The 14,424-nt window shown below is 61.3% G+C and carries 21 protein-coding genes; all 21 read left to right on the top strand.

The annotated features are described in order from the left end of the window. Positions 1-26 precede the first annotated feature (26 nt). Positions 27-740, top strand: coding sequence for an NlpC/P60 family protein (locus HB780_RS05490; RefSeq protein ID WP_183689032.1), 714 nt, complete (start codon positions 27-29; stop codon positions 738-740). 10 nt (positions 741-750) lie between these two features. Continuing rightward, complete coding sequence (locus HB780_RS05485) at positions 751-1,083, top strand: hypothetical protein (protein ID WP_183689031.1); 333 nt, start codon at positions 751-753, stop codon at positions 1,081-1,083. Between the two features lie 44 nt (positions 1,084-1,127). Beyond that, the gene (locus tag HB780_RS05480; RefSeq protein ID WP_183689030.1) at positions 1,128-1,715 is read left to right on the top strand and encodes a hypothetical protein; all 588 of its coding nucleotides are present in this window, start codon (positions 1,128-1,130) and stop codon (positions 1,713-1,715) included. Continuing rightward, on the top strand, positions 1,712-1,933 hold the full coding sequence (locus HB780_RS05475) for a TraR/DksA C4-type zinc finger protein (RefSeq protein ID WP_183689029.1): 222 nt from the start codon (positions 1,712-1,714) through the stop codon (positions 1,931-1,933). The genes HB780_RS05480 and HB780_RS05475 overlap by 4 nt, the downstream gene beginning before the upstream one ends. Beyond that, positions 1,933-2,259, top strand: coding sequence for a DUF2730 family protein (locus tag HB780_RS05470; protein ID WP_183689028.1), 327 nt, complete (start codon positions 1,933-1,935; stop codon positions 2,257-2,259). Before HB780_RS05475 ends, HB780_RS05470 begins: the two co-directional genes overlap by 1 nt. After that, positions 2,256-2,567 (top strand): VpaChn25_0724 family phage protein, encoded by a 312-nt coding sequence (locus HB780_RS05465; RefSeq protein WP_286202975.1) that lies wholly within the window; start codon positions 2,256-2,258, stop codon positions 2,565-2,567. The genes HB780_RS05470 and HB780_RS05465 overlap by 4 nt, the downstream gene beginning before the upstream one ends. A 1-nt stretch (position 2,568) precedes the next feature. After that, complete coding sequence (locus tag HB780_RS05460) at positions 2,569-3,156, top strand: DUF3486 family protein (RefSeq protein WP_183689027.1); 588 nt, start codon at positions 2,569-2,571, stop codon at positions 3,154-3,156. After that, positions 3,153-3,458, top strand: a complete 306-nt coding sequence (locus HB780_RS05455; RefSeq protein ID WP_183689026.1) for a hypothetical protein — start codon at positions 3,153-3,155, stop codon at positions 3,456-3,458. The genes HB780_RS05460 and HB780_RS05455 overlap by 4 nt, the downstream gene beginning before the upstream one ends. Continuing rightward, positions 3,458-5,098, top strand: a complete 1,641-nt coding sequence (locus tag HB780_RS05450) for a terminase large subunit domain-containing protein (RefSeq protein ID WP_183689025.1) — start codon at positions 3,458-3,460, stop codon at positions 5,096-5,098. The genes HB780_RS05455 and HB780_RS05450 overlap by 1 nt, the downstream gene beginning before the upstream one ends. Then, positions 5,098-6,675 (top strand): DUF935 domain-containing protein, encoded by a 1,578-nt coding sequence (locus HB780_RS05445; RefSeq protein WP_183689024.1) that lies wholly within the window; start codon positions 5,098-5,100, stop codon positions 6,673-6,675. Before HB780_RS05450 ends, HB780_RS05445 begins: the two co-directional genes overlap by 1 nt. Further along, complete coding sequence (locus tag HB780_RS05440; RefSeq protein ID WP_183689023.1) at positions 6,676-7,998, top strand: phage minor head protein; 1,323 nt, start codon at positions 6,676-6,678, stop codon at positions 7,996-7,998. Between the two features lie 319 nt (positions 7,999-8,317). Then, positions 8,318-9,457: a phage protease gene (locus tag HB780_RS05435; protein ID WP_183689022.1), complete on the top strand. Its 1,140-nt coding sequence runs from the start codon at positions 8,318-8,320 to the stop codon at positions 9,455-9,457. Further along, entirely contained in the window at positions 9,454-9,864 is a 411-nt protein-coding gene (locus tag HB780_RS05430; RefSeq protein ID WP_183689021.1) for a hypothetical protein, read from the top strand. Before HB780_RS05435 ends, HB780_RS05430 begins: the two co-directional genes overlap by 4 nt. Positions 9,865-9,874: 10 nt before the next feature. Then, positions 9,875-10,771, top strand: coding sequence for a Mu-like prophage major head subunit gpT family protein (locus HB780_RS05425; protein WP_183689020.1), 897 nt, complete (start codon positions 9,875-9,877; stop codon positions 10,769-10,771). Positions 10,772-10,882: 111 nt separating this feature from the next. Then, the gene (locus HB780_RS05420; protein WP_183689019.1) at positions 10,883-11,302 is read left to right on the top strand and encodes a hypothetical protein; all 420 of its coding nucleotides are present in this window, start codon (positions 10,883-10,885) and stop codon (positions 11,300-11,302) included. A 16-nt stretch (positions 11,303-11,318) separates the two neighbouring features. After that, positions 11,319-11,750 (top strand): gp436 family protein, encoded by a 432-nt coding sequence (locus HB780_RS05415; RefSeq protein WP_183689018.1) that lies wholly within the window; start codon positions 11,319-11,321, stop codon positions 11,748-11,750. Next, positions 11,750-12,334 (top strand): phage virion morphogenesis protein, encoded by a 585-nt coding sequence (locus tag HB780_RS05410; RefSeq protein ID WP_183689017.1) that lies wholly within the window; start codon positions 11,750-11,752, stop codon positions 12,332-12,334. The genes HB780_RS05415 and HB780_RS05410 overlap by 1 nt, the downstream gene beginning before the upstream one ends. Beyond that, the gene (locus HB780_RS05405) at positions 12,331-12,762 is read left to right on the top strand and encodes a phage tail terminator protein (protein WP_183689016.1); all 432 of its coding nucleotides are present in this window, start codon (positions 12,331-12,333) and stop codon (positions 12,760-12,762) included. The genes HB780_RS05410 and HB780_RS05405 overlap by 4 nt, the downstream gene beginning before the upstream one ends. Continuing rightward, entirely contained in the window at positions 12,759-13,001 is a 243-nt protein-coding gene (locus HB780_RS05400; protein ID WP_183689015.1) for a hypothetical protein, read from the top strand. The genes HB780_RS05405 and HB780_RS05400 overlap by 4 nt, the downstream gene beginning before the upstream one ends. A gap of 1 nt (position 13,002) precedes the next feature. Continuing rightward, positions 13,003-13,935, top strand: coding sequence for a phage tail tube protein (locus HB780_RS05395; protein WP_183689014.1), 933 nt, complete (start codon positions 13,003-13,005; stop codon positions 13,933-13,935). Between the two features lie 50 nt (positions 13,936-13,985). Continuing rightward, a complete protein-coding gene (locus tag HB780_RS05390) occupies positions 13,986-14,369 on the top strand; it encodes a hypothetical protein (RefSeq protein WP_183689013.1) in 384 nt (127 codons plus the stop codon). The last annotated feature ends 55 nt before the right edge of the window (positions 14,370-14,424 follow it).

The following is a 14,424-nucleotide window of genomic DNA, read 5'->3' as shown; positions in this document are numbered from 1 at the left end:
AGTTGCACTTGGACTTGGGGCAGAAAATGACTTTCGACGAATGGCTGGTGGCGCGCTTGACGGCGCGCGGTTTTTATTCCGGCACCGCTAAACAGGCGACCGCACGCGATATCAGCATCGCAGTTTCCGCTTTCCAGCAAGCCAATGGCATCAAGGCGACCGGCACCGCCACCCCTGAGACCGTCGCCGCTCTGCGCCAGTCGGGAACCTCTTCCGTTTCCCCAGCCGCACCGACCGCCCCCGCTGAACCGACTTGGATGCGTGAGGCCCGCCGTTTCATGGGCCTGAAGGAGATCGCGGGCGCGAAGTCCAACAGCACCATTATCGGTTGGGCCAAGGCGCTCGGCGGCTGGATCGCCACCTTCTACACCAACGACGACACGCCCTGGTGTGGCCTCTTCATCGGTCATTGCATCAGCGCCAGCCTGCCGTCGGAACGACTGCCCGCCAATCCGCTCGGCGCGCTCAACTGGTCCGACTTCGGCAAGTCCGTCAAGACCCCGGCACGCGGCGCGATCCTGACCTTCCATCGTGATGGCGGCGGTCATGTCGGCCTCTACGTCGGCGAAGATAGCACCGCCTATCACGTCCTCGGGGGCAATCAGTCCAACAGCGTTTCCATCACCCGCGTCGATAAGGGGCGGCTCGACGACATCCGTTGGCCGCTCACTGGCGAAGAACCGGTCGGTGGCCGCGTGCTTATGGCCGTGAACGGCACTCTCTCCAAGAACGAAGCCTGAAGGAACCGCTATGCGCCGCATGATCCTCGTTACCGCCGCCGCCTCGATGCTGGCCCTGACGCTTTCCAGCTGCGTCACCAGCAAGGTCGACGATGTCAACGCCACCGTCCAGGAGAAGCTGGAAGCGTACTGCCCGAAGGTCGAGCAGGCGCACACGACTTTCGTCCTGATCACCTGGGTCGTCGATGTCCCGCAGTCGGTGAAGGACGCTGAGAAGGTTGCCTATGAAACGGCGGAAACCTTCTGTGCCGATCCCGCATCCGTCACCGTCCAGACGGCGCCGCAAAAGGTCATCGACGCGCTCGATGCAATCAATCGGGCCAAGGCCAAGACCGGCTCATAGGCCTGTTCATCCCTCTTTGAAGCAACTTTGAAGGAACCCGTGACATGAGAACTTCCAGATACCGCCTGCTCGGCGCCGATTTGGCCGACATCTTTCCCTGGCATCTCCTCGGCCTACTGGTAGCTGCCGCCTCCTTCCTGCTGATTGGCGCGATTTGCGTCTATGCCCAGGATGCAACGCCGGTGGCCACCAGCTCCGGCCTTCTCGACCTGGTGCTTTCACATGTGGTCGATGTCGTCTACGCGGCGATCGCCGCCGTCGTTGGTTGGCTGATCAGCAAGATCGTCGCCTTGCTCGGCATTACCGATCAGGCCACCCGCCTCAAGGTCGAGGGCCAGCTGCGGGACGCTCTCCACTTCTGTGCCGAGAACGCCTTGAAATATGCCTTCGCGAAACTCGGCCTGCCGCCTTCGCTGACGCCGTCGCCGGAGGTGCTCGCCGATGCGATCGCCTATGTTCAGTCGAACAATCCCGACACGATCAAGGCTCTCGGCGTCACCGAGCAGGCGCTGAAGCAGATCATCCTTTCCAAGGTGCCGACCATCGCCAGTTGGACGGCCTTGGCGACGCCGCTGATCGGGGAAGCGTCGGCCACCACCACGGCCCCGGCCGCAGCCCAGGCGTCGCCGTGAACTCTGGATCTGTCAATTTCGACCTCGCCGACCAGCGAGCTGAGGAAGAGCGGGAGGCGCAGATTGCTGCGGCCTCCCGTGCGCTACGCAGCCAGGGCACGATCTATTGCCAGGACTGTCCCGCAGAAATACCCGCCGATCGGCGTGCCGCCTGCCCATCCGCGCGCCGCTGCATCAAATGCCAAGGTCTCTACGAGCGTCAGATGAAGGGCCGCTGATGGATATCAATAATTTTGCCATTTGGTCGGCCGCGATCCTGTCAGTGATCGCGATCCTCGGGCACCTGAAAACCTTCTTCGGTAGCGGCGAGGCTGCAAACGCCAAGAAGCTCGACGCCATCGAGAAGAAGCTGATCGACCACGATCGCCGCATCCAGACCGTCGAGGGAGAAATGAAGCACATGCCGAGTAAGGACATGGTCAACGATATCAGGCTCGCCATGGCCGACATGAAAGGCACTGTCGGCACGCTGACCGAAACCTTGGCGAGCGTGTCGCGTACCGTCCACCGCATTGACGATTATCTGAGGGAAGAAGCGAAGTGAGCCAGCTCCATATCAGCTTTGAAGAGCATGCAGCGCGTGACGCGCGTCTTATCATCCTTCGCGGTTTGAATGGTCAGCTCGACGGCCGACTGAATGAAATCATGTTGACCGCGCTACTGGAGACGTTCGGCCACAACCGTTCGCGCGATTGGGTTCGCACCCAGCTCCGCAAGCTCCATGAACTCGGCGCGGTCGCTCTTGCCGAGGCCGGCACGGTGCTGATTGCTTCCATCACCCGCGCCGGGGTGGATCATGTCGAGCGCCGCAGCTTGATCGAAGGTGTCAATCGTCCTTCGCCAGAGGTGTGAGATGGGGATCGGCCGCAGCCGGCTCTCCGGCATTGAGCTACTTCCCGAGGAATGTGCGCCGATCGTCGCCTGGGCGGCTTCCGAGCTACAGAACCGTGATCGGACCCAGACGGGCATTTACGAGGAGTTTCACGGGAAGCTTGAAGGTCTACTGAGAGAGCATCATGGCGAGATCGACTTCGCCATCCCAAGCTTCTCGGCCTTTAACCGCTATTCCCTAAGGCTCGCGACCTTGTCGTCCCGCCTCAATCAAACACGCGAGATCGCCACCACGCTCGCTGAGAAGTTCGATGCTCAGGCCTCGGATGATCTGACACTCATTGCGGCAGAAGCTCTCAAGACTCTCATCTTCGAGATCCTGACGGTCGGCGGTGAAGCCGGCATTGATCCTAAGGGTGCAATGGCGCTCGCCAACGCACTCCGGAGCGCGACCCAGGCCCAGAGCGTCTCGCTCTCCACGCGTCAGAAGGCACAGGCCGAGTTCGAAGCCAAGGCCACCGAGGCCGTCAAGGCGGTCGCCAAGACGCGCGGCATTTCCGACGAGGGCGCGGAAGAGATCCTCGATCGCATTTTGGGAGTGACAAAATGAAGCCAATCGAGCTGAAAATAGACCGTGACGTCAGGATCAGCGCAAACCGGAATGACACGAACTTCTGGCGACTTTTCTTCGATAAACCTCCCGTCATCCGCCTGGACGGCGAAATCATTGAACAAGTCTACGAGGCCCGCTCTGGCGATTTAGGATTTGTGACCTACTACCTCAACGATGAGGCTGGCAAACCGTTGCTCGCAGATGTCGTCCTGCGCTCAGGCGAGATCATTGATACGATCCACGCGCGTAAGACCATGCATGGCACTGTCACAATTACATCGACTGAGGCCAAGGGCTGATGACCGCGCCTCTTTCCAAAGAGCAATGGGCCGAGATCCGCCGCCAATCGACTGACGCTGTTATCGACTTGGTCCAGAAGGTAGGTCAACGGCGCGCGCTGTTGACCTACCAGGCCAAAACCATCGCGCTCCTCGAAAGCACCGCCTGTCGCGTGCTGTTCATCGAAAAGAGCCGACGTATCGGTCTGACATGGGGTTTTGCCTCCTATGCGGTGCTGCGCGCAGCGCGTGCCAAATCGGCGGGTGGCATGGACGTGATGTATATCTCCTATTCGCAGGAGATGACGCGCGAGTTCATCGACGCTTGCGCCATGTGGGCCCGCGCCTTTTCCAGCGCTGCCATGCAGATGGACGAATTCCTCTTCGACGACAGCGACGACGAAGGCACCCGTTCAATCCAGGCGTTCCGCATTCGCTTTGCTTCCGGCTTCGAAATCATCGGCCTGTCCTCGGCTCCGCGATCGTTGCGCGGCAAGCAGGGCGTCGTGATGATCGACGAGGCCGCATTCGTCGACAATCTCAAAGAGCTTTTGAAGGCAGCTCTAGCCTTCCTTATGTGGGGCGGACAGGTCGTTGTCTGCTCGACCCACAATGGAGCCGAGAACGAATTCAATCTGCAGATCCAGGACATCCTCTCCGGGCGATCGGGTTACGACTATCTGCATATCGATTTCGACGAAGCGCTGGAGCAAGGTCTCTATCAGCGCATCTGCCTTGTTACTGGCAAGGAATGGACGCCAGAAGCCGAGGCCGATTGGCGAGAGGACATCATCAAGTTTTACGGTGATGGCGCCGATGAAGAGCTGTTCTGTGTCCCGACGATGGGCACCGGCGCTTGGTTGCCCGGTCCTCTGATTGAAGCGCGTATGACGTCCGATGCGCCGGTGTTGTCTCTCGATCTGCCTCAGGACTTCCTTCATCTGCCGGAGCTGAAGCGCCAGAGCCTGCTTGCTCCGTTCCTGGAAGAGCTTAAAGCCGCCCTGGCGACGCTCGACCCTTTGCGCATACATGCCTTCGGCTTCGACTTTGCTCGCGTCGCGGATTTGTCGGTCGGCAAGCTGCTGTCGATCGACAAGACTCTGCGCCGCGAAAGTGCTCTGACAATCGAGCTGCGCGGTGTTCCTGGCGACGAGCAGAAGATGATCGTCCGTATGATCCTGGAAGCAGCGCCGCGCCTGGTTGGAGCTGCTTTCGATGCTACCGGTATGGGCTGGATCGTCGCTGAAGATATGGGCCGCTTGTTCGGCCTGCGCGACAACGATCATCCGGCCGGCCTCGTCCATGCGATCAAGTTTTCGCAGGAATGGTATCGGCTGAACATGCCGCCGCTGAAGGTGGCCTTCGAAGACGATGCGATCTCGCTGTCGAAGAATGCCGATCATCTCGGCGATCTGCGCCTCGTCAAAGTCATCCGCGGAATTCCGATGATTCCGGATGCCCGGACAGGAGAAGGTAACAAGAAGCGCCACGGCGACTACGCGATCGCCCTGGCGCTGGCGCACTACGCCAGCCGGATGGAATGGCACGAATATGCCTATACCCCCGCGCCACCGAAGCCCGATCGCTTTTCCGAAACAGCTGGCAGCGACGATAAGCCCTTCCGCATGGGCAGCTTGCGCCGCAAACGAGGGTATTACTGATGGCCATCGCCCCGACCATTCTCGATCAATACGGCCGGCCGATCCAGCGCGCCCAACTTACCCAGGAGCAAGGTGGCCCGACCACGCGCGGCGTTCGCCAGCCATTCGGTCAGCATCAGGCCAACAACCTCACACCTGCCAAGCTCGGCCGCATATTGCGCGAGTCGATCGACGGAGATCCGCAAGCCTATCTTGAGCTTGCCGAGGACATGGAGGAGCGCGACAATCATTATGCGGCGGTGCTCTCCACCAGAAAGCGCCAAGTCGCCGGCCTGGACATCAGTGTCGTCGCCGCTTCGGACGATCCGGAAGATGTTGCCGCCGCCGATCTCGTTCGGGCTGTGATCGATCGTGATTGCTTCCAGGATGAGCTGATCGACATGCTCGATGCGCTCGGGAAGAGCTTCTCGGCGACCGAGATCATTTGGGATACGTCCGAAGGTCAATGGATGCCTGACCGGCTGGAATGGAACGATCCGCGCTTCTTCAACTTCGACCGCAACGACCTTAAAACTCTGCTTCTGCGGGGAGAGAATGGCGACGAACCGTTGAAGCCCTACGGCTGGATCGTTCATCGCGCCAAGGTCAAATCCGGCCTGACCATTCGCGGTGGCCTCGCGCGCGCCGTCGCATGGACCTATCTCTTCAAGTCCTTCACCATGAAGGATTGGGCGGTGTTCTGCGAAGCCTATGGCCAGCCGCTGCGCGTCGGCAAGTTCGGTCCGGATGCGACGCCGGAGCAAAAGGATGTCCTCCTGCAGGCGGTCGCCAATATCGGCGTCGACTTCGCCGCAATCATTCCGTCCTCAATGATCATCGACTTCGTGAAGGCCGATATCTCCGGGTCGCATGATCTCTATGAATCCCGGCTCGAATTCCTGGACAAGCAGACATCCAAGCTTGTGCTCGGTCAGACGTCGACCACCGACGCGCAGAGCGGAACCTATGCGGTCGGCAAGGTGCATGACGGCGTGCGCGACGACATCAAGGTGGCGGATGCTCGCCAGCTTGCCGCAACGCTCAACCGCGATCTGGTCCGGCCGCTGGTCGATCTCAATCGCGGGCCTCGGAAGGCCTATCCGAAAATCAAGATCGGCCTGCCGGACGAAGAGGACGTTACGGCGCTGATAAAAAATGTCGTCGCGCTCGTGCCGCTCGGTCTGAAGGTCGGCATGTCGACGATGCGCGACAAGATCGGCCTGCCGGAACCCGGCAAGGATGAGGAACTGCTCCAGGCATCGCAAGCCCCAGCGCCAGCTGCTGTTGGCGGTCAAGTGGGGCAGATACCCAACGACCTGGCGGCACAGATGGCGGCCATGACTGCCGCCACGCAAGCCCGCCTCGATGCCGTCGACCGCGCGGTTTCTTCCGCCCTGGATGACAATGGCTATGAGCCGCTGGTCGGGCCGATGATCGACGGGCTTGGCGACAAGCTGGCAGAGGCCGGGTCGATCGAGGATGCGCGGCGGATCCTCGCCGATCATTTCGAGAATATGGATACGGCTGCGTTGGCCGATCTTCTTGCCCGCTTGGCGTTCAACGCGCGGCTGGCGGGCGAGAGTGGCGAGGATCTGTAATTGACCGAGGCCATCATCAAACCGCTGGCGCCGGCTGAAGCGATCAGGGCGCTGCGGTCGCGAGGCCAGAGGCTCGATCCTTCTTTTTCATGGCAGGACGCCTTTGGTGATGAGCACGCCTCGATGTTCACCGTCGCCAAGTCGGCCGGCTTCGACATCCTTCAAGACATTCATGACGGGCTTTTAAACGCCCTTCAAAACGGCACGACGTTTCGCGACTTCGCCAAGGATCTGACGCCGGTTCTTCAGGCGAAGGGATGGTGGGGCCGCCAGATCGTCACGGATCCGCTGACCGGCGACAAGGTCGTGGCGCAGCTCGGCTCGGCCCGTCGCCTGCAGACGATCTTCGACACGAACATGCGCGTCTCCTACGCGGCCGGTCATTGGGCGAACTTCCAGCGCAACAAGAGGGCACGGCCCTTTCTGCGCTATGTCGCCATCCTGGACGAGCGCACACGGCCATCGCATCGTGCCCGGCATAATCTCTGCCTTCCCGTTGACGATCCCTATTGGGACAGCTGGGCACCGCCTTGCGGCTGGAATTGCCGCTGCACCCTGCAGAGCCTGTCGCAACGTGACGTCGACCAGATGCGCGACGTGCTTAAGTTTGAGCCGCCGGCTGACACCTTTCGAAACTTCGTCAACAAGCGCACGGGCGAGATCATCAGGGTGCCCGACGGCATCGATCCTGGCTGGGGCCATAATCCCGGCAAGACCGGACACCAGGCATTGCCGGCAGCCGAGAAGCTGATTACCGCGCCGCCAGAACTTGCAGCCGCGTACGACACCGTCCCGGACTGGCTGCTGAAACCATCGGCGAAGGAATTCGCCGATTGGTTCGATCAGGCTTCCGAGGGCGGCCGCAGCGATCCGTCGATGGTTGTGGCCGGCGCGCTCAATCGAGATGTGCTCGACAGCCTCGCTGAACGAAGCATAACTCCGGACAGCGGCGCGATCACGCTCACCCAGAGCACGGTCGGGCATATGCTTCGGGATTTCAAAGCCGGGAACAACGCCGGTGCCTCGGCCGGCATGCTGCGACGGCTACCCGAGATCCTGGCCAATCCCCAAGCCGTCCTCAGAGACAACCGCAATGGAGCACTGATCTATGTCTTTGATCCAGGCGATGGCCGCAGCGGCAAGATCGTCGTTCGAATGGACTTTGCGGAGAAGGCGCGGCCGCCCGGTGGCAAGCCGGCGACGATCATCACCAATTCGATCCGAACGGCCGGCGTCGTCGACACGCATCAGTTCGCGGCAAGCTTCTACGATCTGCTATGGGGAAACTGTGATCGCCAAGGGGGTACGCCACTTTCCCCGTAAGAGTGATGTGCCTTTCGGCAAACACCCAACCGGACGTGCGATTTCCCGGCTGTCATGGCGATCACGAAATCAATTTACCACTCCCAACCCTCGGCCGCAACAGACGGCCACAGGAGCGCCGCAGGGAGCGTTTGTGGGGCGATGGGCCGCGCGCGCCCCGAAAACGCGCCAGCGGCCTTCAAAACCACTTCAAAAACGAAGCTTGATTGCTTTCCGGCCCGTGGTATGTCTTCACCGGCGCTAGCGTCGAGCTAAGCGACTTTGGTCGCAATATGCTTGTGAATAGTTGAGCCTTCCGGTGTCGGGCAATGTGCCCCTCATGAACACCGCCATCAAATCAAATTTTCCGGCCCTGGTTGCCGCACATTCCGTCGAGCTGCCGCCGATCGTCGACGGCAAGATTCCCGAATGGGTCATGCTGCTTCCGACAGGCGCCTTCTCCGGACGTGACGGTCGCGGACCGTATGATGCTGGCGACGAGGCATACCTACAGAAGGTAGTTGCCGCGACACAGAAGCGCGCCGGTAAGACGGATGTCGTCTTCGACTACGATCATCAGACCGTCTTCTCGGCTGTGCCCGGCGTCGGTGGCCGCGCTCCCGCGTCAGGCTGGATCAAGGAATACCAGGTCCGACCCGATGGCCTTTGGGGCCGGATCGATTGGACCGTACCGGCCGCGCGAGCGATCGCAAGGAAAGAGTATCGCTACGTTTCTCCGGTCTACCAGCACACCAAATCCGGCAAGGTTACCGCGTTGCTTTCGGCTGCGCTGACCAACACGCCGAATCTCGACCTGCCCGCAGTCGCGGCCAGTGCACACCTCACCAACCAGGAAGAAAACATGGACAAGATTGCGCTTGCCCTGGGCCTTGCCCAGGGGGCGAGTGAGGATGACGTCCTCACCGCCATCAATGCAGTCTTGACCGGCTCGGCCGCGATCGCGACTGCTGCCGGTCTCGACAAGGCGGCCAAGCCCGGCGACGTCGCCACCACCGTAACCGCCATGCGCACCGATCTCAACAAGATCGCAACCGCAGCCGGCCTCTCCGCTGGTGCAAAGGTCGGCGACATCACCGTCGCCGTCCAGTCGGCTCGCACCGGCACGATCGATCCGGCCAAGTATGTGCCGATCGAACAGGTCACCGCCATGCAGGCGGACCTGACCGCGCTGAAGCAGTCGGTTCAGACCGACAAGGCCGCTGAAGCCGTCGACAAGGCCATTACCGACGGCAAGCTCGCGCCGGCCCTGAAGGATTGGGGCTTGGCTCTGCACACGGCCAATCCCACCGAGTTCGAGGCTTTCGTTGCCAAGGCCCCCGTGCTGACCGCAACCCAGCGGACCACCACCACGGCGGCCACGGTCGTCGCGGACCTCGACGACACGGACATCGCCGTCATGACCCAGCTGGGCCTGACACGCGAGCAATTCCTCAAGGCCAAGAAAGGCGGTGACGCATGACTGCCCTGACTGTTGATCGTCCGACGCCCGAGCGCTCCGGCGATACGCGTGGCATCCCTGCTGCGGCTGGCGCTGTTCTCCATGCCGGCGCCATGGGTGCCATCAATGCGGCCGGCACGGCAGTGCCGATGTCCACCGCCCTCAATCTCAAGGGCGTTGGTCGGGTCGAAAAGCCCGTCGACAATACGAGCGGTGCTGCCGGTGATCTTGTCGCCGAAATCCGCCGTGGCGTCTTTCGCTTCAACAATTCGGCTTCCACGGACGCCATCACCCAGGCCGATATCGGGTCCGATTGCTACGGCGTCGATGACCAGACGGTCGCAAAAACCAACGGAACCAACACTCGCTCTGTCGCCGGCAAGGTCTTTGACGTCGACACTCAGGGTGTGTGGGTCCAGTTCTTCTGAGGACCGGTTCATGATCATTAATACGACTTCCCTTCGATCGGCCTTCATTGGCTTCAATGCGGCCTTCCAGGCCGGTCTTGCCACGACAACCAGCATGTATGGCCGGATCGCAACAACTGTTCCATCGACCACGAAGGAACAGGAATATGGCTGGCTCGGTCAGTTTCCGGGCTTCCGCGAGTGGATCGGCGATCGCGTCGTCAACGGCCTCGCAAGCCATGGCTACACGCTGAAGAACAAGTCCTACGAGAACACGATCGGCGTCAATCGCGACGACTTCGATGACGACAATCTCGGCATCTATGCGCCGATGTTCCAGCAGCTCGGGGCGACGGCGACAAACTTCCCCGATACGCTCATCTGGGCGTTGCTCAAAAACGGCTTCACTAGCAAATGCTACGACGGCCAGTTTTTCTTCGACGTGGATCATCCGGTTCTCGATGCGGCCGGCAACACCGTCTCCGTCGCCAACACAGACGGCGGCAGCGGTACGGCATGGTTCCTCATGGACGTATCCCAGCCCCTGAAGCCGATCATCTTCCAGTCTCGCAAGCCGTTCACCAACCTCGTCCGGATGGACAAGGAGGACGATCAGAACGTCTTCGACAAGAAGGAATACCGGTACGGCCTCGATGGCCGCTGCTCGGCCGGGTTCGGCTTCTGGCAGATGGCCTGGGGTTCGAAGCAGCCGCTCGACGCCACGCATTACGAGGCCGCGCGTGTCGCACTCAGCAGCATGAAAGCGGATTACGGCCAGCCGTTGGCGATCCAGCCGAAGCTACTGGTCGTTCCTTCGACGCTCGAAGGTGCTGCGCGTCGTCTGATCGGCAATCAGCTCAACCCCGATGGCGGCACCAACGAATGGTTCGGTACCGCCGAGGTCCTGGTTGTTCCCTGGCTGAATTGATGGCTCAGCCAGGTTGAGCGCGCCAGCCGGGTGTATTCCCACCCGGCTGGCGGTTTTCCAGCCAACGCCGCCCTTTGTGCGGCGCTGTCTTGAGAACCGAGAGGAAGCATCATGGCATCGAGATCCAACAATTCCAGCAAGACATCCGAACCGGCAGGCAACAAAGCGCCTGACGGGATCAATACTCCCGAGAGCGAGGCTGCGGGCGGGGATGGCAATTCGGCCATCCCCGCACTCAAGTCCGCGTTCGAGGCAATCGCCGCCGAGCATGGCACATATCTGCCGATCGGCGAGGAGCAGCTCGATGAATTCGCGGCACGGTACCCGCTGATCACTGCCGCCATGACCAAGTGGCAGAAAAATGCAGAGGGCGGCAATCCGCACCTTCGCGTGACGGCACGCCAGCATGGCTTTCGACGCGGCGGCATCGCCCACTCGGCCGAGCCGACCGATCACCTGCTCTATGGCATGAACCCCGACCAGGTCGAGGCGATCCTCGGGGATCCCGAACTCTTCGCCGAAATCGTCTGATCGGGGAAACGCCATCGTGACCTACTGCACCAAACAGGACCTGATCGACCGTTTTACGGAGCTGGAGCTGATCCAGTTGACCGATAAGGCGAACATGCCGCCGTCGTTGATCGACGACGTGCCGGTCGATCGCGCCCTGTCGGATGCCGCAGCGCTCATCGATGGCTACCTCGGCAAGCTCTACCGACTGCCGCTTTCGGTCGTGCCGCCGATCCTGACGAAGATGTCGGCCGATATCTCCCGATACTTCCTCTACGGCAAATCCGCCGAGAAGGACGATGCGGTCCAACGAGCCTATGCGGACGCCATCACCTGGCTGACGAACGTCTCGAAGGGATTGATCACGATCGACGCGGAAGGTGTTGCGCCGGCACAGGCCGGTGGAGGCCAGGTGCAGATGAAAGCACCGTCGCGTGTCTTCAGCCGCGACAGCCTGAGGAACGCGTGATGACTGACAAGGGAATTCGACTCGAGGTCCGTGAAGACCAGATCATTGCCGGCCTGGAAAAGCTCGACGCGGCCAACGGCTCCCTGTCGGACGCGAACAATGCGATCGGCGCGTACCTCGTCACTTCGACCCAGCGCCGCTTCGAGCGGGAGACCGGTCCGGATGGCAAGCCTTGGCAGCGCCTGAAGCCGCGCACGGCCGCACGTCGCATAAAGGGTCGCCCACGCGGCTACGCCAATATCCTGCGCGTCAGCCGCCGCCTGGAGCAGAGCATCGTCTATGAGGCCGACGACGAAGGTATCGCCGTCGGCACCAACGTCATCTATGCGGCCATTCAGCATCTCGGCGGCACGATCGCGATGCCCGAACGCCAGCAGACGATCTACCAGAACTATGACGCCAAGACCGACACTCTGGATCAGACATTCCGGACCAGGGGACGATCCAATTTCGCGCGTGACGTCACCGTCGGCGCGCATGAGATCAAGATACCGGGCCGTCCCTATCTCGGCATCGATGACGCCGATCGTACTGAGATCGCGGCGATCATCGAAGATCATTATCTCGGGGAGGACGCGCGATGATCCCCGAGATGCAGGCTCGCTTGCGCACCGCGCCCGATACTCCGTTTCGTCTGGTCGCCGGCGCCACCGCGCTCGCCCAGGTGAAAGACCGGCCCGTCACCATGCCGGCCGCCTTCGTCATTCCGTTGGAAGATGCTTCCGAACCGAACAGCCGAATGGCGGGTCCGGTGCTCCAGCGCACACAGGCCGACGTCGGCGTGATCATCATTTGCGAAAACATGTCCGATCCGCTCGGCCAAGCCGTCACCGACGATCTGACCGAGCTGAAGAAGTTCGTTCGACGCAATTTCATCGGCTTTGTTCCGAACGAGCGCTGCGATCCTGTCGAGCACGTCAGCGGCTCGATCCTGCGCGCCCGCAGCGGCACGGTCTGGTTCCAGGACATCTTCGCCACCGCTTACTACCAGGAAGAGGACAGCACCCCATGACAGAGCATCCGTCATCCGGCGGCCGTTACTACCGCGATCCCAAGACGGGCGTCCTGACGAAGGACGAGGTGGCGACCGAGCTGCCGGATAGCGGCGCGGTTTCCGTGAAGTCCGTATCCGGCCTCACGCCGATCGGCGGCGGCGAACCGGTCGATCCGCCGATCGACATCGTGACCGAAACACTCACTGAAACTCCGGCCGCTCCTGCTGGCGCCGACAACCCGAAGAAAGGCAAGTAACATGGCCGGACAGCGCTTCTATCGAAAGAAGGCGATCCTTTTCAAGATCGAGACCACCTACGGCACGGACCCTGTTCCGGCCGGCGCGACCGACGCGCTGCTGATGACCGACGTCACCTTCACGCCGCTTGCCGGCACGGACGTTTCCCGCGACCTGCTGCTTCCCTGGCTTGGCAATCAGGGCATCATTACCACCGGGCTTTATGCGACGCTGCAGGGATCGATCGAGATCGCTGGCGCCGGAACTCCCGGCGACGTTCCGGGCTACGGCTCGCTGCTTCGTGCCTGCGGCCTGTCCGAGACGATCGTGGCGGATACGTCTGTCACCTACCTGCCGGTTTCGAGTGGCTTCGAAAGCGGCTCTCTGTACTTCGTCAATGACGGCGTGAAGCATGTGCTGCTTGGTGCGCGTGGTACCGTCACCGGCAATGTCGTGCCAAAGCAGATCGGCAAGTTCCAGTTCACCATGACGGGCCTGCTCGGCACGATCACGGACGCGGCAATGCCGACCGTGGATGTCACCAAGTTCATGACGCCGGTGGCTGTCTCGAAAGCCAATACCACCATGTCGCTTCATGGCTGGTCTTCGGTTGCTGAAAGCCTGTCCTTCGATCTCGGCAATACTGTTACGCCGCGCTTCCTGATCGGCGACGAGGTTGTGATCATCAGCGATCGCAGCGTCACGGGCACCGCCGTCGTCGAGGCCCGGTCGCTCGCAACGGTGGATTGGTTCGCCAAGGCCATCAGCCGCGCACGCGGTCCCCTCGCACTTCAGCATGGCGTGACGGACGGCAACATCGTCGAGATCAACCAGCCCGCTGTCGAAATAGGCCGACCGACCGAGGGGCAGACGGACGGCATCATCAACTATTCGCTGTCTCTCAGCTCCGTTCCGGTCCTGGGCAACGATGAACTGGAGATCGTCGTCCGTTAGGCGGCGATCTCATCCCTTCAAACCCTCTTTAAAGCACCAAGGAAGCCATCATGAATTTCGTGCGTTCCACTTCTCATAAATACTGGTGGCCGGTCACTGTCCGGCTGCCGAATCCAGATCCGGACAAAGCCGGCGATTTTCTTGAACAGACGTTCAAGATGCAGTTCGAGCCGGAAGGCAGCGACGCCGCCGAGGAACGCCAGAAGGCCTATGACACGGCCAAGACCGTGGCTGAGTATTCGGCGGCCGAATTCGATCACCTTCGCGCCATCTGCAAGAACTGGTCGGATATTGTCGAGGAGGACGAGGTCACACCCGTTCCATTCACCCCGGAAAACTTTGACGGCTCCCTGAAGCAGGTCTGGTTCCGACGCGGTGTGTTCGCCGCTTACCAGGAAAGCCTTTCCGGCGAAAAAGCCCGCCTGGGAAACTGAAGGCGGCGGCGCGGGCCTGGGCTCTTGCCCGCCTCGGCAAGTCCGACCCGCGCCA

It is taken from the genome of Rhizobium lusitanum (assembly GCF_014189535.1).
Classification (GTDB): Bacteria; Pseudomonadota; Alphaproteobacteria; order Rhizobiales; family Rhizobiaceae; genus Rhizobium; species Rhizobium lusitanum_C.
This window is presented reverse-complemented; position numbering and strand designations above follow the sequence as displayed.

Bases quoted from the DNA above. Each gene is read 5' to 3' on its own strand.
- HB780_RS05410 (WP_183689017.1), top strand. From the start codon at position 11,750: ATGACTGACAAGGGAATTCGACTCGAGGTCCGTGAAGACCAGATCATT.
- HB780_RS05435 (WP_183689022.1), top strand. From the start codon at position 8,318: ATGAACACCGCCATCAAATCAAATTTTCCGGCCCTGGTTGCCGCACAT.
- HB780_RS05450 (WP_183689025.1), top strand. From the start codon at position 3,458: ATGACCGCGCCTCTTTCCAAAGAGCAATGGGCCGAGATCCGCCGCCAA.
- HB780_RS05490 (WP_183689032.1), top strand. From the start codon at position 27: ATGACTTTCGACGAATGGCTGGTGGCGCGCTTGACGGCGCGCGGTTTT.
- HB780_RS05395 (WP_183689014.1), top strand. From the start codon at position 13,003: ATGGCCGGACAGCGCTTCTATCGAAAGAAGGCGATCCTTTTCAAGATC.
- HB780_RS05390 (WP_183689013.1), top strand. From the start codon at position 13,986: ATGAATTTCGTGCGTTCCACTTCTCATAAATACTGGTGGCCGGTCACT.
- HB780_RS05400 (WP_183689015.1), top strand. From the start codon at position 12,759: ATGACAGAGCATCCGTCATCCGGCGGCCGTTACTACCGCGATCCCAAG.
- HB780_RS05470 (WP_183689028.1), top strand. From the start codon at position 1,933: ATGGATATCAATAATTTTGCCATTTGGTCGGCCGCGATCCTGTCAGTG.
- HB780_RS05405 (WP_183689016.1), top strand. From the start codon at position 12,331: ATGATCCCCGAGATGCAGGCTCGCTTGCGCACCGCGCCCGATACTCCG.
- HB780_RS05455 (WP_183689026.1), top strand. From the start codon at position 3,153: ATGAAGCCAATCGAGCTGAAAATAGACCGTGACGTCAGGATCAGCGCA.
- HB780_RS05460 (WP_183689027.1), top strand. From the start codon at position 2,569: ATGGGGATCGGCCGCAGCCGGCTCTCCGGCATTGAGCTACTTCCCGAG.
- HB780_RS05445 (WP_183689024.1), top strand. From the start codon at position 5,098: ATGGCCATCGCCCCGACCATTCTCGATCAATACGGCCGGCCGATCCAG.
- HB780_RS05430 (WP_183689021.1), top strand. From the start codon at position 9,454: ATGACTGCCCTGACTGTTGATCGTCCGACGCCCGAGCGCTCCGGCGAT.
- HB780_RS05425 (WP_183689020.1), top strand. From the start codon at position 9,875: ATGATCATTAATACGACTTCCCTTCGATCGGCCTTCATTGGCTTCAAT.
- HB780_RS05480 (WP_183689030.1), top strand. From the start codon at position 1,128: ATGAGAACTTCCAGATACCGCCTGCTCGGCGCCGATTTGGCCGACATC.
- HB780_RS05485 (WP_183689031.1), top strand. From the start codon at position 751: ATGCGCCGCATGATCCTCGTTACCGCCGCCGCCTCGATGCTGGCCCTG.
- HB780_RS05420 (WP_183689019.1), top strand. From the start codon at position 10,883: ATGGCATCGAGATCCAACAATTCCAGCAAGACATCCGAACCGGCAGGC.